This window comes from Nitrobacter vulgaris (assembly GCF_031453995.1).
Classification (GTDB): domain Bacteria; phylum Pseudomonadota; class Alphaproteobacteria; order Rhizobiales; family Xanthobacteraceae; genus Nitrobacter; species Nitrobacter vulgaris.
Window position 1 is genome coordinate 53,493 of record NZ_JAVDPZ010000021.1, and the last position, 16,469, is coordinate 69,961.

Consider the following 16,469-nt stretch of genomic DNA (forward strand, 5'->3'; position numbering starts at 1 on the left):
CGTATTCGCAAAGTGAAATACGAATCCGCAGCCCGCGAAGCGCTATGCTTCGCAGCCTGATGCGCGAATCCGTATCAATATCCCCTGAAGCAGGTTAGACGAGAACGACTGCGACGCAATAAGATTTGTTGGCGGCGCAATGTCACATGACACTATCGGTTTGAGATCACTCCGATTTCTCGGATTCAAACAGTCGTGATCAGGTTCCATTCGAATTGAAAGAAAATGGTAACGCGCGTGCGTTCCGAGCGTGTCGTTTGATCGCCACGAGGCGAAGCACAAAGATTGACCAGAGCAGCAATGTCTTTCGGCACGAGACAGACGAGCCGCGAGATAACGAAGGCTATCTCATCGAGTCGGGTCGGTCCGCACAGTTGAACCCGCGACGCGCGTCTAAGCCTCACAGTAGTCTGCACGACGTCTTCGACACAAAAGAAACGCAACGATTGAAAGCTCTTGGTGCTGCAAAACAGCGACGACAAAATAGTTGGAAGAGCTATTTTTTGCCGGCGACACCGTGCCATAATGCAGCTTGTCTCGACTTCTTCGCCTCTCCTCGATGGGTTAAGCAAGTTCGCTCATGGCGCAAGGCACCGCTCCCCGCTCCGCACCGGAGATCGAACCGACCAAGCTGGCGCCGCCCCGGATATTTCTGGTGCGCATGGTCGTGTTCATTGTGCTGTGCGCGCTGGTACTGATCGTTCTTTACAAGCAGACCGTTTCCGCCTTCTTCGCCAACCCCAGTCTCAACGCGCTGATCGTAGGCGTGCTGACGATCGGAATCGTTTTTGCATTCCGGCAGGTGATCCGACTCTATCTGGAAGTCGCATGGGTCAACAATTTCCGCGTCGCCAATCCGGGCCGGGCCACTGACCGGAGGCCGCGACTGCTGGCTCCGATGGCCGCGATTCTCGGCGGCGAACGCACCGGGCGGATGTCGATCTCCCAGCAGACGATGCGGCATCTGCTCGATTCCATCGCCACCCGGCTCGACGAAGCCCGCGACATCTCCCGCTACATGATGGGTCTGTTGGTCTTCCTGGGCCTGCTCGGCACGTTCTGGGGCTTGATCGAAACTGTCGGCTCCGTCGGCAAGGTGATAGACGGCCTGAAGATCGGCGGCGACACCGGGTCCATGTTCGAGACGCTGAAAGAAGGTCTCGCTGCGCCGCTCGGCGGCATGGGCATTTCGTTTTCGTCGTCGCTGTTCGGCCTCGCCGGATCGCTGATTCTCGGCTTTCTCGATCTGCAATCCAGTCAAGCGCAGAACCGCTTCTATACCGACCTTGAGGACTGGCTCGCTACCACCGTTCGCGAATATAGCGGCGAGGCCCGGGCTGATCCGGCCGCCGAAATAAAAGCTGCGATTGAACGGCTTCGCGTCACCGTCGAGAAGACGGGATCCGGCCATGAGACCACCTCCGCAATGGCGAGCCTTGCAGAAGCCATTCAGGGTCTCGTCAGCCATATGCGGACCGAACAGCAGTTGGTTCGCGAATGGGCGGACGAACAGGGCGAGCAAAACCGCGAGATCAAAAAGCTGCTTCAGTACCTCGCACAGCCGCCGGATGACGACCAGCTGACCGTCCCGTTTACCCCGACCGCCGCTTCGCGGCCGGCGCCTTCCTCCGCAGAGGGAGGGGCACAATCTTAAGAGAAACATCATGGCCCTAGCACGCGGGCGCCGGAACGAGAGCGGATTCAACTACTGGCCAGGATTCGTTGATGCCCTCTCGACGCTGGTGCTCGCGATCGTTTTCCTGCTGTCTGTGTTTCTGGTGGTGCAGTTCTTCCTGTCGCAGGAAGTCTCGGGCAAGGACAAGGCACTGGAGCAACTCAATGCCAGGATCGCTCAATTGACCGATCTGCTGTCGCTGGAAAAGCTCGGCAAGGTCAGCCTCGGCGACGAGGTCAGCCAGTTGCGTGCGGGTCTCGTATCGGCCGAAGCCGAGCGCGATCGGATCAAGGGACTTTATGAGGGCCTCGCCGGCGCGGGTAACGATGCCGCGGGCCGCAACAGCCAATTGAACAAGGCGCTGGATTCCGAAAAGCAGCTTTCGGCTCGCGCGCTGGCGCAGGTCGAGGTGCTGACACAACAGATCAGCGCGCTGCGCCGACAACTGGCGGCGCTGGAGAACGCACTCGACGTCTCCGAGAAAAAAGACAAAGAGTCGCAGAACCGCATCGCCGATCTCGGCCAACGGCTGAACGTCGCGCTGGCAAAGCGAGTGCAGGAGCTGTCTCGCTACCGTTCGGAATTTTTCGGACGCTTGCGTGCCATTCTCGGCAACCGGCCGGATATTCGAATTGTCGGCGACCGTTTTGTTTTCCAGTCAGAGGTCTTTTTCGATACTGCGCAGGCGACGCTTCTGTCGGAAGGAAAATCCGAACTCGATAAGGTTGCCGGCGCGCTGACCGATCTCGACAAACAGATCCCAAGCGAGATCGCCTGGGTGCTGCGCGTGGACGGCCACACCGACGTCAGGCCCATCAACAGCCCGGTCTTCAAGTCGAACTGGGACTTGTCGGCGGCGCGCGCGATCTCGGTGGTGCAGTATCTGGTATCGCTCGGCGTGCCGCCGCAACGTCTGGTCGCTGCGGGCTTCGGCGAGTTCCAGCCGCTCGATCCCGGCGCGACGGAAGACGCCTTCAAGCGCAACCGCCGTATCGAACTGAAGCTCACCGAGCGGTGAGAGTATGATCCCGAAAGGTGGAGCTCCGATTGTCGGGGAAATCATGCCCAAACAAGAAACCGAGTCGTTCAAACTCAGACCCTACGCGCCAGCCGACGAAGACGCCACGATCGCTTTGTGGCAGGCGACGTGGCAACAAACCTACCCCGCGATCGATTTCGCGGCACGCGTGCCGTGGTGGCGCGAACGCTGGCGCAACGAGCTTGTACCCAACGCCGAAATCATTGTTGCCGAACAATCCGGAGAGCTGGCAGGTTTCATCACCATCGATGCAGCGGGCTATCTCGACCAGCTCGTGGTCGCACCCGAGCACTGGGGCGGCGATATTGCAAACGCCCTGATGGACGAGACGAAACGGCTATCGCCGGCGGGAATTACGTTGCTGGTCAACTCCGACAACGGCCGCGCCATCCGCTTCTACGCGCGCAACGGATTCGTCCACGCGGGCGACGATGTCAATCCAACGTCGGGACGGCTGGTCAACCGTATGGAATGGAAACCGTGACGCCCGTATTTGAGTCGCCGTGGCCGGGCATGACGCAGCATTGCGTCACACACCCTCGAACTGCAGCCGCGCCAGGCGCGCATACAGTCCATTGGCGGCGACTAGCGAGGCGTGCGTGCCCTGCTCCACGATCCGTCCCTGATCCATGACCATGATCCGGTCGCATGACAGCACGGTAGCGAGACGATGCGCGATCACCAGCGTGGTGCGGTGCTTCATCAGTTCTTCCAGCGCGGTCTGCACCAGGGTCTCGGATTCGGCGTCGAGCGACGACGTCGCCTCATCCAGCAGCAAGAGAGGCGCGTCGCGCAGGATTGCGCGGGCGATGGCGATACGCTGGCGTTGTCCGCCGGACAGCGTCACGCCGCGTTCGCCGAGCAGCGCCTCGAAGCCACCGGGCAACCGGCAGATGAACTCCGTGGCATGGGCCAGCTCGGCGGCACGCTCGACCTCGGCATCGGACGCATCCGGCCGACCGAAGCGGATATTCTCGCGGGCGGACGCGGCAAAGATCACCGATTCCTGCGGCACCAGCGCGATGCGGGCACGAACCTCGCGTGGATCGGCGGTGCGCAGCGGAACGCCATCGAACGAGATGGTGCCGGCGGCGGGATCGTAGAACCGCAGCAGCAGGTGAAATATTGTACTTTTTCCTGCGCCTGACGGGCCGACGATGGCAACCTTCTCACCGGCCTTCACGGCAAGCGAGACACCGTCCAGCACCTTGACCTGCGGGCGCGACGGATATGCGAAGCTGACGTTGTCCAGCGTGACATCGCCGCGCGCCGGCGCCGGCAGAGCGCGCGGTGATGGCGGCGCCGCGATCACTGGCTTGACGCGAAGCAACTCGAAGAGGCGCTCGGCCGCACCGGATGCGGCGGCGACCTCGCCCCAGACTTCACTGAGTTGCCCGAGACCGGTCGCGGCGAACGCGGCATACAGCACGAACTGGCCGAGGCGGCCCGGTGTCATGTCGCCACTCAGCACGTCGCGCGAACCGATCCAGAGGATCAGGACCACGCTGGTGAAAACGATGAAGATGATGATCGCGGTCAGCACGGCACGGGCGCGCGCCGAATTGCGCGCCGCCAGATAGGCCTGCTCGACTTCGCCGCCGAAACGGACATCGGCGAGCCGCTCGTTGGTATAGGCCTGCACCGTCCTGATTCCGCCGACCAGTTCGGAGGCATAGGCCGTGGCTTCCGCGAGATTATCCTGCGCGCTCCGCGACAGGCGGCGCACCCAGCGTCCGAATGCGACCAGCGGCAGGACGATCAGCGGGATAGCCGCCAGCACCAGGCCGGACAGGCGCGGGCTGGTGATCACCATCATCGAGGCCGCGCCGAGGAACAGCACGACGTTGCGTAACGCGACCGATATCGAGGAACCGACCGCGGACTTGATCTGGGTTGTATCGGCCGTCAGCCGCGAGACCAGTTCGCCGCTGCGGGCGGTGTCGAAAAACACCGGCGACAGCGAGATCAGGTGGGCGAACACGTCGCGCCTCAGATCGGAGACGATGCGCTCGCCGGTGGTGGTCACCAAAAAATAACGCGCCGCGCTGGCGCCGGCGAGGACGGCGACAACACCGATCATCATGGTGAAGTAGCTGTTGATCATCGCGACGCCTTCGGACGTGAAGCCGAAGTCGATGATCCGGCGCACTGCGAGCGGCACGACCAGCGTCGTCAGCGCGGCGACGACCAAGGCGACAAGCGCAAGCAGCGCCCGACCGCGGTAGCGGGCGATATAAGGCAAGAGCGCGAGAAGCGGGCGCAACCGAGTGCCGCCGCGTGCGCCGGCGTCCGGCGGCGAGGCCTGATCCGCCATGACAGGTGCGACCGGCTCGGGTCCAGCCTTTGAGGGACCGTCGAGCGGCAGGGTGACCGCCGCGGATTTCGAGGTATTTTCACGCACTTCTACCGGACTCATCGCCTGACCACGCTATTGCTGATAAGGCAACCTAATATGCCCCCCCGCGCACGCTGGCAAATGCACAGGCGCGCTTGTCCGTCAAACCTTGGTGCGATATAGAGCGGACCAAATCCGCCCAAAACCATCCGCCCTGCAAGGACACGTCATGAAAGCCGAAATTCACCCGGATTATCATACAATTAAGGTCGTGATGACCGATGGAACAGAGTACCTGACCCGTTCCACCTGGGGCAAGGACGGCGATACGCTGAACCTCGACATCGATTCCAAGTCGCATCCAGCATGGACCGGTGGTTCCCAACAGATTCTCGACCGCGGCGGCCGCGTCTCCCGGTTCCAGAAAAAATTCTCGGGCTTTCTCAAGAAGGACTGAGTTTAAAACTCAATCCGAGATCGCGTCATTGCGAGGCGCATCACGCCGGAACAATCCGGACGTTCTGAGGAGACCGCTTAGCGGGTCTTTTATCGGCTGGCCGGTCAGCCGGCTCGCATGACATCGGAAATGAGCGTTCCATCAAAAGGTGAAGCGCTCTCCTTGCGCTACGCCTTCAAAAAAACATGCGGCACGACGGCCGAGACCATCCCGTTGCGACTTTCTCGGTAGGGTTAGCCGGTCTGGCGCTCGAATGCTTCCCTGAGACGGTCGAGTTGCGACACCAGCGGATTACCGGCCGTCCCATGCTCTACAGGCGGCGCATGGATGGTGGTATCGAGGCGCCGTACCCGCGCCTGCAAATTCATCGACCGCTCGATCAGATCCTGCAACTGCCACGGCAATTTTGCGATCATGTCCTGCGCACCGGGATCCGCCGCCGACAGCTTGACCCTGGTCTTTTCGCGATTGGCCTGTGCCAGCGTCATCTCGCCTTCCTTCACGGCGCGATGCAGCAAGAGCCACGAAGCGAGTTGCATCAACCGAGTGGTGAGCCTCATGCTTTCGGTGGCGTAGGTCAGGCTGACTGAACGTTCGAGCGATTTCGCCTCGGTGCGGCCATCACCATCGAGATAGGCAGCGGTTTCCTCGACCAGATCCATGCCTTCCCGGAACAAGGCGGTGAATACGGAAGAACCGGCGAGATGTTCGCTGAACTGGACAAGACCGCTGTCGCCTGCCGATGGATCGAACATGGTTCACGCCTCACGCAGTGTCCGCAAGTGAAATCCGGTTACCGCAAGAAAATTCATTAAATCAATAACTTACGTACACCCTGATCGACGGCCGGTATCCATTTTGCGAATACACCTTTGGCCGCCCGCCGGCTTCTTCGCGCCGACTTATGATGAACAAATCATTGCGCGCCGCGGAGCGGGAGTCCAGCGCCAGATATCGGCAAGGATTAATAAGGGTTAATATTCAAGGCGACATTGCGAGGATAACGCCAAGCAAAATGACGCAGTAATAAGATGACGCAGGCAAAAAAAAGAGCCGCCGTTTCCGGCGGCCTGAAGTTGATAACAGGGAGGCGTCAAACAGAGTGGACAGGAAGCCACTCGGTGTCCAATGAAGGACATTTCAGTCATAGTCGGGAAAGCTTAATTAATCGTAAACGAACGAATTTCTTCAGCTTTTGTTTGCAGTTTGGGCAGGGCTCTCCCCGGTCATGCAGGCACCGGGGGAACCGGTCGGACCAATCCGGACCGAATACATCTTTCAAGACTTGAAAAAACGGTCAGCCGCATCCTTCGAGGCGCGCTTCTTCACTTCAGCCGCCCGCAGGCGCTGGATCTCGGCCGTCAGCAACGCGATACGGTCCTCGAGTTCGTTCACCGAAAGCAGCGAGAGATCCTGCCCGATGTCATGCGTGATCTTTTTCCTGGGTTCGTCGTCGTCGATGGTCATGCGTCCGTCCCGCTGCGGCTCAAGAGCCCGTCGTCACAGGTTTTTTCCAGTTCGCGGCCGGCTGTCCAGAGCTTATTCGCTTCTCATGCAATCCGAGGCCCGACCGTGACGAGTTTGTTGGTGACGGACTTCTCACACGAATTGGTACGCACGTCGCTTGAAAACGCTATAGTCAGCGTCGGACCGTCTTTCCCGCGGTTTTCCCCGGTGACGACCCATGGATAAGCCACCAGTGCAAATGACCGCCATCGGCATCAGCAAGCCCGGTGGCCCGGAGGTTCTTGTGCCGGAGATTCGTCCGGTTCCCTCACCCGGCACAAACGAAATCCTGATCAAGGTCGCGGTGGCCGGCGTCAACCGGCCGGATATCCTACAGCGCTCCGGCAGCTATCCCCCACCACCCGGCGCCAGCGATCTGCCCGGCCTGGAAGTCGCTGGCGAGATAGCTGCGCTTGGCGAAGGCGCGAGCAAGTATCAACTCGGCGACAAAGTGATGTCGCTGGTCTCGGGCGGCGGATACGCACAATACTGCGTCGCGCATGAGTCGATCGCGATGCCGATCCCTCTCGGGTTCTCCATGATTGAAGCCGGCGCTACACCGGAAACCCTGATGACGGTGTGGCACAATGTGTTCGAACGCGGCGCATTGAAAGCAGGCGAGACGTTGCTGATACACGGCGGTTCATCGGGCATCGGCACTATGGCGATTCAACTCGCCAAGGCGTTCGGTGCAAGGACGATCGTGACCGTCGGATCAAAGGAGAAGGCCGACGCCTGTCTTAGCCTTGGTGCCGATCACGCCATCAACTACAAACTCCAGGATTTCGTCGCGGAGGTGAAGGCGATGACGGCCGGCGCAGGCGCCAATCTCATCCTCGATATGGTCGGCGGCGACTACATCGAGAAGAACTATGATGCCGCCGCGCTCGAGGGCCGCATCGTGCAGATCGCATTTCTCAATGGTGCGAAGGCAACCGTTAATTTCGCCAGGCTGATGATGAAGCGGCTGCACCATACCGGTTCGACGCTGCGGCCGCGGTCGGTTGCAGACAAGGCCTTGATGGTCGGCGCCATCGAAGCCAAAGTGCTGCCCTTGATGCACGAGGGACGAATCAAGCCGCTGATCGACAGCAGCTTCCCGCTCGACAAGGCAGCGGAAGCTCATCGGCGGATGGAAACCAGCGCGCATGTGGGCAAAATTGTGTTGACAGTTTAGATTCCTGCGAACCTGCGGGAGCCTATAATTCCTTTTGAAATTATGTCATCTATCTCGCGCGGTCGGCTGGTTCGGCGAGAGCAGGTGACGGGTTTGCACGGGTTCGCTTTCATTTCTGTGGCGTCCAGGTCTGTGACGTCCAGGTCTGTGACTTCCAGGATCGTCTCGGCGCGGATCTCAATCTCCTCCCGCGCAAAAAGGCGGGACTGTATGTTGAACATGAGGAAATGACATTGCGTGCGATCAGGTGGCTTGCGTGTCTTTCGCTGGCCCTCATGATTTTCGTCGCGGCATCGCCGGCACGCGCAGTCGACGCCGTCAGCGTCCGCAGCGACGCGCCCGCCATCGACCTCACCGCCATCCTCGATCATCAGCACAGCGACTCAGACCGCATTCAAGTCTCGACCGCGCCCGGCACCGACGGTATCATTCGCCGCATCGAGGTGCGCGCGCGGGAAGGCGGCCAGCACTGGGTCGTTTTCGCGCTTGCCAACAACACCGACGATCAACTGGATCGTTTGATCGTCGCACCGCATTACCGCCTCGTGTCTTCGGGACTGCTCTGGCCGGATCTCGGACAATCGCGCATCGCGACCATCACGCCATCGACCGGTGATCGTCCGGAGCGGCAGGAGAGCGCCACCGCCGACGTCTTCCGCATCACGCTCGATCCGGGCGCAGTCATTACTTTCGTCATGGAACTGCGCACCGACAAGCTGCCGCAGCTTTATCTCTGGGAGCCCGACGCCTACAAGGACAAGGTCAATTCCTTCACCTTGTATCAGGGCATCGTCATCGGCATCTCCGGGTTGCTGGCGCTGGTGCTGACCATCCTGTTCGTGGTCAAGGGAAGCATCATGTTTCCTGCCGCCGCGGCGCTTGCCTGGGCGGTGCTGGTTTATATCGGCGTCGATTTCGGCTTCTGGGGCAAGGTACTGGACATGTCGGCCGGTGCTGAACGGGTCTGGCGCGCCTCGGGCGAGGCGATTCTCGCGGCAACGCTGCTCGTATTCCTATTCGCCTATCTCAATCTCAATCGCTGGCACGTCCGCTATTCGCATATCACCCTTGGCTGGCTGGCTTTCCTCGGCTCTCTGGTGGCGCTTGCCCTGTTCGATCCGGCGGTGGCCTCCGGTATCGCGCGGATGTCGCTCGCCCTGATCGCCATATTCGGCTTCGGACTGATCGTCTATCTCGCGGTTCACGGCTTTGATCGCGCCGTATTGCTGATCCCGACCTGGTTCCTGTTGGTGGTTTGGGTCAGCGCCGCCGGAATGGCGATCGAAGGCAAAGTCATCAACGACATCGTCGGCCCCGCCCTGCTCGGCGGCCTCGTGCTGATCGTGATGCTGATCGGATTCACGGTAATGCAGCATGCTTTCGCTGGCGGAGGCAGCACCTCGGGCGTCGTATCCGACGTCGAGCGCCGCGCTCTCGCGTTGACCGGCGCGGGTGATCTGGTTTGGGACTGGGACGTCTCCGCCGACAAGGTCTTCACCAGTCCCGAGACCGAAAGCCTGCTCGGCCTGAAACGCGGAGCGCTCGGGGGTCCGGCGGCGACCTGGCTGGAGGTACTGCATCCGCTCGATCAGGACCGGTTCCGCGCGGCGCTGGACAGCGTACTCGAACAGCGTCGGGGACGGCTTGTGCAGGACTTCCGGCTGCGCATGTCCGACGGCCACTTCATGTGGTTCGCACTGAAAGCGCGCCCGGTGGTCGGGTCCGACGGCGAGGTTTCACGCGTGGTCGGAACTCTCACCGATGTCACCGAGACCAGGAAAGCCGAGGAGCGGATGCTCCACGATTCGGTGCACGACAACCTGACCGGCCTTCCAAATCGCAAGCTTTTCATCGACCGTCTCAACGCGGTCGCGACCTTCGCCAAGACCATGCCGAGCCTGCGGCCGACCCTGATGGTAATCGACCTCGACCGTTTCAAGCAGGTCAACGATTCCGTTGGTATCGCGGTCGGGGATTCGATCCTGCTGACGCTGGCACGGCGGTTGACGCGCATCCTGAAACCACAGGATACGCTGGCGCGACTTTCCGGCGACCAGTTCGGCCTCATCCTGTTGTCGGAGCAGGACCCGCCCCGCATCACCGCGTTCGCCGAAACCATCCGCAAGACCATCCGCGCTCCGATCACCTTCAATGACCGCGAAATCTTCCTGACCGCGTCGATCGGTCTCGCGCTGAGTGACCCTCAGACGCAATTGACGGAGGAGATCATCAAGGATGCTGAACTTGCGATGTACCATTCCAAACGGATCGGCGGCGATCGGATCGACGTTTACAAACCCGCGATGCGCGCCCGGAAAAACGATCGGCTATCGCTCGAGTCGGAGTTGCGGCGCGCCATCGAACGGCGTGAGATCGCCATCCTGTACCAGCCTATCGTCCGGCTGGAGGACCGCTCGATCGCGGGTTTCGAAGCGCTGGCACGGTGGGATCACCCCAAGCTTGGGCGGATGGCGCCGGACGAATTCATCACCATCGCCGAGGAAGCCGGCCTGATTGTCGATCTCGGGACGTTCGTGATGGACCAGACCACGCGCCAACTCGCGGTCTGGCAGCGCACTATCCGGTCGCAACCACCGATTTTCGCCAGCGTCAACGTCTCTTCGCGCCAATTGCTGCGGCATGATCTGATCCACGACATCCGCTCTGTGCTGTCGCGCTCATCAATCGCGCGCGGCACACTGAAGCTTGAACTGACAGAATCGCTGGTCATGGAAAATCCCGAACATGCAGCGCAGATGCTGCAACGAATTCGCGAACTTGGCGTCGGGCTCTCGCTTGACGATTTCGGTACGGGCTATTCCTCGCTATCGTACCTGCAGCGTTTCCCGCTCGACACCATCAAGATCGACCAATCGTTCGTGCGCACCACAACGCGGGGCACGCGGCCTGTCATTCTCAAGTCGATCATCGCAATGGCGCACGATCTCAGCATGGATGTTGTCGCCGAAGGCGCTGAAACCGACTCTGATGCGGTAGAACTCTATCAGATGGGCTGCGAATACGCGCAAGGCTTCGCATTCGGCGAGCCGATGGACGCCGATGCGACGATGCGGCTCCTGGCCCAGGAGCGGCTTGAGGCGGCAAGCTGAGATCGGCCAATGCGCAACGCCCGAAAGGCAAAACCTCGGCTCGCTCAGGCGTGACCGGCTTCGTTCGACAACATGCCCGGATCGATGCCGATCTTGTGCAGCGCGCGAGTATATTTATCCTCGATATCGTGGCCGAAGATCAGGTCCTGATCAGCCGGGCAGTGCAACCATCCGTTGTCCTGGATTTCCGTCTCCAGCTGACCCGGCGCCCAGCCGGCATAACCAAGCGCCAGGATCGCGTGTTTTGGGCCGGTGCCTTTGGCAATAGCTTCCAAAATATCGAGCGTCGCGGTCAGGCAGATGCCCTCGTCAATGGGCAGCGTCGCATCTTCGATGAAGAAATCGCTCGAGTGCAGAACGAAGCCGCGGCCGGTTTCGACCGGGCCGCCTTTCATCACTTTCATCGTCTCGGCGGTTTCCGGCAGCTTGATCTGGTCGGTTCGCTTGATGATGTCGAGTTGCACCAGCAAATCAGTGAAGTCGACGCTTCCGGCAGGGCGATTGAGGATAATACCCATCGCTCCCTCGGACGAGTGCGCGCAAACATAGATCACGGATCGTGCGAACCGCTCATCTTCCATCACCGGCATAGCAATCAGCAGCTGGCCGTCGAGATAGTTGCGGTCATCAGTCTCCGTGTCTGCATCGTCGGCGTGACGACGGTCCCTGCCAGGCCCTTTACGCGCTGGATTCATCAGCAAACGACCCTCATGTTACCCTTCCATCCTGATATTGGGCGCCCATTCTGTCAATCAACCATCCCGCCACGGCTAAACAGCACATCACAAGCAATTCAATAGTTTGGCTTCGGAGCAACCTGTAAAAAGACGCTGCATGATCATCAAAGTTCCTCTTTACGCGGTGCCCTGCGTTGCGGTCGCATTGCTGGGTTGTGCGCTTTCAATTCCTGCGACGGCCCAAGATTCCTCGCCATGGCAGCAAGGCAGCCACGCCGCCGTCCGCCTGCTCGCGGGCTCGCGCAGCGGAGCGGTACTGCTCGGTGGCATCGCGTTTCAGCTCGAGCCGGGTTGGAAAACCTTCTGGCGGACACCGGGCGACTCGGGCGTGCCGCCGCGGTTTGACTTCTCAAGGTCGGACAACGTCGATGCTGTGACTGTGCTGTGGCCCGCGCCATCGAAATTTCCCGACGGCGCGGGCGGTCATGCGCTCGGCTACAAGGAGCAGATCGTGCTGCCGTTGCGGATCGCAGCTACCAATGCCGAGAAACCGATCACGCTGCGCGCAACCGTCAATTTCGCGGTATGCGCCAAGCTGTGCATTCCCGCCGAAGCCACTATGGAGCTTGCTTTCGCCAGCGTCGCCAGCGCAGAGGACAGCGCGCTTGCCGCGGCGCTCGATATGGTGCCAAAGCCGGCCCGGATCGGGGACCCTAATCCCTTGACGATTCGCGACGTCAGGCGCGACGAGAAATCCACGGTGATCGTCGATGTCGCAACCTCAAATCCCAGGGACGAGGTCAACCTGTTCGTCGAAGGCCCGACGCCGGACTGGTCGCTGCCGATCCCGACCCGGCACGAGCACGCGCCGCGCGGGGTGAAACGATTTTCATTCAAGCTCGACGGCCTACCGGCGAACGCGAATGCTGAAGGCGCCGCGTTGAAGCTGACTCTGGTCGGCGACAAGAGCGCCTATGAATTCAATATCAATCTGAATTGATGGCGAACCGTCACAGGCGATGCAAGCCTATCTGTTTCACCCAACAGAATCTTAAGGAATCGTTGCTTAAGTCCGGATCATGGCGCGCTTCCCGCGCCGAGGATTTCGCCGTGGCCATGACGGACACCCAACCCGCCCCTGCGAAGCGATCGCCCTTACTGACCGGACGATTGCGCGCAATAATGGGAGGTTCGAGCGAGGCTTCGCTGACCAAGCGGCTCGCCGGCACGATCTTCATCATCCGGGTCATAAGCGCCGGCCTTGCATACGTGGCGCAAATCCTTCTCGCGCGGTGGATGGGCGGTTCCGACTACGGCGTCTATGTGTATGTCTGGACCTGGGTTCTGCTGCTCGGCAGCATGATGGATTTCGGCATCTCGGCCTCGGCGCAGAAGATCATTCCGGAATATCGCGCGAGCGGCGACGACGCACGGCTGCGCGGATTCCTGAGCGGCAGCCGCTGGATGACATTCATCGTTGCCTCGCTGGTCTCGATATCGCTCGCGGCCCTGGTCAGAGTACTGTCGCCGTGGATCGATGCGGCGACGGTCGTGCCGCTTTATGTCGGCTGCCTGACGCTACCGGCATTCGTGGTCGCCAACACCCAGGACGGCATTGCGCGTTCCCACGATTGGATGCGGCTCGGACTGATGCCCCAGTTCATCGTGCGGCAATCGCTGATTATCGGCTTCACCGCCGGCGCTTTCGCGCTGGGATTTCACCTCAGCGCCACCGTCGCCATGCTGGCCAGCGTAGCGGCGGTCTGGATTGCCATGATCGGCCAGATGATCGTACTCAATCGCAGATTGGGCACGATCGTAGCGTCCGGGCCGAAGGTCCACGATTTTCGCGGCTGGCTCTCGGTCTCGTTGCCGATTTTGCTGGTCGAGAGCTTTTATCTCCTGTTGTCCTACACCGATGTACTCGTGCTGCAGCAGTTTCGCTCGTCGGAGGAGGTCGGCGTTTACTTCGCCGTCGTTAAAACCTTGGCGCTGGTGTCGTTCATTCACTACGCTATGTCGGCGACAACGGCGCACCGCTTCACTGAATATCATGCCGCAGGCGACCGCGAGCGGTTGGCGGCCTACCTCGCCCATGCGATCAAATGGACGTTCTGGCCCTCGCTTGCGGCAACGTTGGTGCTGCTCGCACTCGGCAAACCGATGCTGTGGCTATTCGGTCCGCAATTCGTCACCGGCTACAGCATCATGTTCGTCGCCGCGATCGGGCTCGTGGTCCGTTCCGCCATCGGCCCGGTCGAACGGCTGCTCAACATGCTTGGCCATCAGCACGCCTGTGCATCCGCTTATGCGCTGGCTTTCGGCATGAACGTCGCGCTGTGCTTCGCGCTCGTCCCGCGCTACGGCGGCCATGGCGCCGCCGCCGCCACTTCAATCTCGCTCGCGTTCGAAACGGTCCTGCTGTTCTGGATCGTCCGCCGAAGACTCGGATTGCATGTGCTGGCGTTTGGAAAGCGGGCCTCTGTATAAAAACGTCACCCCGTCGTGGCCGGATTTATTCCGGGGCATGGACGAAACAAATCCATCGTTCAGCGGAGAAGATTGCCTACGCTGCCGTCCAGCCGCCATCGATCGACAGGTTGCTTCCGGTGATCTGAGCGGCATCGTCGCCGCAGAGATAGAGCGCCAGCGCGGCGACTTGCTCCACGGTGACGAACTGCTTGGTCGGTTGCGCCGCGAGCAGCACGTCGTCCACGACCTGCTCCCTGGTCAGGTTGCGCGCCCTCATGGTGTCGGGAATTTGTTTCTCGACCAGCGGCGTCCAGACATAGCCGGGGCTAATACAGTTGCAGGTGACTCTGTGCGGCGCGAGCTCAAGCGCCACCGTCTTGGTAAGGCCAGCAATTCCATGCTTGGCGGTCACATAGGCCGACTTGAAGGGCGAGGCCACCAACGAATGCGCCGATGCGGTATTGATGATGCGACCCCAACCGCGTTTCTTCATGCCAGGCACGGCGGCGCGGATGGCATGGAAGGCCGACGACAGATTGATGGCGATGATCGCGTCCCACTTCTCGATGGGAAAGTCCTCGATCGGCGCAACGAACTGGATGCCCGCGTTGTTAACGAGGATATCGACCGAGCCAAAGGTTGTTTCGCCCAGTTCGATCATGCCCGCAATTTCGGCGGGCTTAGTCATGTCGGCAGGCGAGTAGACCGCCTTGACCTTGAACTCCGCCTCGATGCCAGAGCGTTCCTTGTCGATTTCTGCCGCAGTGCCAAGCCCATTGATCACGACATTAGCGCCGGCGCCGGCGAAGGCGCGGGCATAGGCCAGCCCTATGCCGCTGGTTGATCCGGTCACGACCGCGGTCTTGCCTTTCAAGTTCGTCATCGCCTTCTCCTGTCGGAACAGCGGATCATCGACGGCGGTGCTTCTATCAAATCACGGGCTCACAGTATCACCGCTCAAGCCGGCCCGCGGCGCCTCCACGCTAATGCGCCTGAGGCGGCACCGTGACGTCGGTTCGCGCTCGGGTCGCAGGCGACACCGCTCCACGCAGTCGTTATCGCGCGTCGGTGGACGCCAATACCAGCGTCCAGAACACCTTGTATTTGGTATCCGGAGCATAGGTCGCCGCGATGCCCAATTTCGTGACGCCGTTCTTGAGCATGTTGGCCCGATGCGGGGGCGAATCGCGCCAGCCCGAGAAGGCCTCGGCGAGGGTGTGGTAACCGGCACCGATATTCTCGACCGCCAGCGTTGCCGGATAGTTGGCCGCCGCCAGCCGCTTGGGCAGCGTTCCGGCAACGTCGTGATCCATTTTATTGCGTTTGGCCATCACCATCGATTGAGTTTCGGCGACTTTCATGAGTTCGGGATCAACCGTCACAGGACCAAGGCTGTTATTAGCGCGATAGCCGGAAATCATGGAGGCCGCCACCGCGGCATCCAGCTTGGCTCCGCCATGGGCCATGTCGAGATAGAACGCCGGCTGCTCGTCAGACGGCGGTTTTTCCGTAACGCATCCGGCCACGGTCAGCAGGCCAAGAAGCACGGCAAAGGTGCGGATCATCCTCGTATCCCGAATCTGAAGTTCTGCACTGCGCCCTTCGAACTTCGGATTCGAAAGGGCGCGAGCAACTAATACTTGCTAGAGGTCCATCGATCTTAACATTCGCCAAAGACGCGCTGAAAACAGCATGCGAATGTCGGAATCGGGCCACTAGTCCCCAATCAGTTGCAGGTGTTGCACATCAATGGTGGCTGAAAGGTGAATGAAGCCTTAGCGTACCGACACTGGCTTTCGCCTGTCTTGCGGCAGTCTTTGATATGAACGCCGGATCAAAGGGACATAAGCGACCCTATGTTCCAGATTTTGGTTCGCCTGACGGACTCGCTGAGACAATGAAGCGAGGGTCTGAACCAAAACTACACTAGAACCGATCGACATTCAGGATTCCCAATCGGTTTGATCGCTGATTCATAGAGCTCCGTGATTCGTCACGGAGCAGATCATGGCGGCGAAGCG

14 protein-coding genes are annotated in these 16,469 nt (G+C 60.5%); 8 read left to right on the forward strand and 6 right to left on the reverse strand.

Annotated elements, in window-relative coordinates:
• Nucleotides 1-580: 580 nt before the first annotated feature.
• From GGQ85_RS13415 to GGQ85_RS13425, 3 genes are read left to right on the forward strand one after another with little or no spacing between them, the layout of a single operon-like run.
• A complete protein-coding gene (locus tag GGQ85_RS13415; RefSeq protein WP_309774926.1) occupies nucleotides 581-1,654 on the forward strand; it encodes a flagellar motor protein MotA in 1,074 nt (357 codons plus the stop codon).
• Nucleotides 1,655-1,664: 10 nt separating this feature from the next.
• Nucleotides 1,665-2,693 carry a peptidoglycan -binding protein gene (locus GGQ85_RS13420; RefSeq protein WP_309774928.1) on the forward strand — a complete coding sequence of 343 codons (1,029 nt, stop codon included), beginning with the start codon at nucleotides 1,665-1,667 and terminating at the stop codon, nucleotides 2,691-2,693.
• A gap of 43 nt (nucleotides 2,694-2,736) precedes the next feature.
• Nucleotides 2,737-3,198 (forward strand): GNAT family N-acetyltransferase, encoded by a 462-nt coding sequence (locus GGQ85_RS13425; RefSeq protein WP_079448125.1) that lies wholly within the window; start codon nucleotides 2,737-2,739, stop codon nucleotides 3,196-3,198.
• A gap of 45 nt (nucleotides 3,199-3,243) precedes the next feature.
• Here GGQ85_RS13425 and GGQ85_RS13430 read toward each other — a convergent pair whose 3' ends face one another.
• On the reverse strand, nucleotides 3,244-5,028 hold the full coding sequence (locus GGQ85_RS13430; RefSeq protein ID WP_079448126.1) for an ABC transporter transmembrane domain-containing protein: 1,785 nt from the start codon (nucleotides 5,026-5,028) through the stop codon (nucleotides 3,244-3,246).
• A gap of 250 nt (nucleotides 5,029-5,278) precedes the next feature.
• Between GGQ85_RS13430 and rpmE the strand changes: the two genes are divergently transcribed.
• Nucleotides 5,279-5,506 (forward strand): 50S ribosomal protein L31, encoded by a 228-nt coding sequence (gene rpmE, locus GGQ85_RS13435; protein ID WP_079448021.1) that lies wholly within the window; start codon nucleotides 5,279-5,281, stop codon nucleotides 5,504-5,506.
• A 233-nt stretch (nucleotides 5,507-5,739) separates the two neighbouring features.
• On the opposite strand, the gene rcdA is transcribed toward rpmE, so the two are convergent.
• A complete protein-coding gene (rcdA, locus tag GGQ85_RS13440; RefSeq protein WP_079448022.1) occupies nucleotides 5,740-6,261 on the reverse strand; it encodes a protease adaptor protein RcdA in 522 nt (173 codons plus the stop codon).
• Between the two features lie 523 nt (nucleotides 6,262-6,784).
• Nucleotides 6,785-6,973: a DUF1192 domain-containing protein gene (locus tag GGQ85_RS13445; protein WP_079448023.1), complete on the reverse strand. Its 189-nt coding sequence runs from the start codon at nucleotides 6,971-6,973 to the stop codon at nucleotides 6,785-6,787.
• Between the two features lie 217 nt (nucleotides 6,974-7,190).
• On the opposite strand from GGQ85_RS13445, the gene GGQ85_RS13450 reads away from it, so the two are divergent.
• Nucleotides 7,191-8,189, forward strand: coding sequence for an NAD(P)H-quinone oxidoreductase (locus GGQ85_RS13450; RefSeq protein WP_309774929.1), 999 nt, complete (start codon nucleotides 7,191-7,193; stop codon nucleotides 8,187-8,189).
• A gap of 233 nt (nucleotides 8,190-8,422) precedes the next feature.
• Complete coding sequence (locus GGQ85_RS13455) at nucleotides 8,423-11,299, forward strand: EAL domain-containing protein (RefSeq protein ID WP_309774930.1); 2,877 nt, start codon at nucleotides 8,423-8,425, stop codon at nucleotides 11,297-11,299.
• 44 nt (nucleotides 11,300-11,343) lie between these two features.
• On the opposite strand, the gene GGQ85_RS13460 is transcribed toward GGQ85_RS13455, so the two are convergent.
• Nucleotides 11,344-11,994 (reverse strand): YqgE/AlgH family protein, encoded by a 651-nt coding sequence (locus tag GGQ85_RS13460; protein WP_309774931.1) that lies wholly within the window; start codon nucleotides 11,992-11,994, stop codon nucleotides 11,344-11,346.
• A gap of 139 nt (nucleotides 11,995-12,133) precedes the next feature.
• Here GGQ85_RS13460 and GGQ85_RS13465 point away from each other — a divergent pair, with 139 nt between their 5' ends.
• Complete coding sequence (locus GGQ85_RS13465) at nucleotides 12,134-12,976, forward strand: protein-disulfide reductase DsbD domain-containing protein (RefSeq protein WP_079448026.1); 843 nt, start codon at nucleotides 12,134-12,136, stop codon at nucleotides 12,974-12,976.
• Nucleotides 12,977-13,092: 116 nt separating this feature from the next.
• Nucleotides 13,093-14,466 (forward strand): flippase, encoded by a 1,374-nt coding sequence (locus GGQ85_RS13470; protein ID WP_309774935.1) that lies wholly within the window; start codon nucleotides 13,093-13,095, stop codon nucleotides 14,464-14,466.
• Nucleotides 14,467-14,542: 76 nt separating this feature from the next.
• On the opposite strand, the gene GGQ85_RS13475 is transcribed toward GGQ85_RS13470, so the two are convergent.
• Nucleotides 14,543-15,331, reverse strand: coding sequence for a 3-hydroxybutyrate dehydrogenase (locus GGQ85_RS13475; RefSeq protein ID WP_309774932.1), 789 nt, complete (start codon nucleotides 15,329-15,331; stop codon nucleotides 14,543-14,545).
• Between the two features lie 172 nt (nucleotides 15,332-15,503).
• The gene (locus GGQ85_RS13480; RefSeq protein WP_309774933.1) at nucleotides 15,504-16,013 is read right to left on the reverse strand and encodes a CAP domain-containing protein; all 510 of its coding nucleotides are present in this window, start codon (nucleotides 16,011-16,013) and stop codon (nucleotides 15,504-15,506) included.
• Nucleotides 16,014-16,469: the final 456 nt, after the last annotated feature.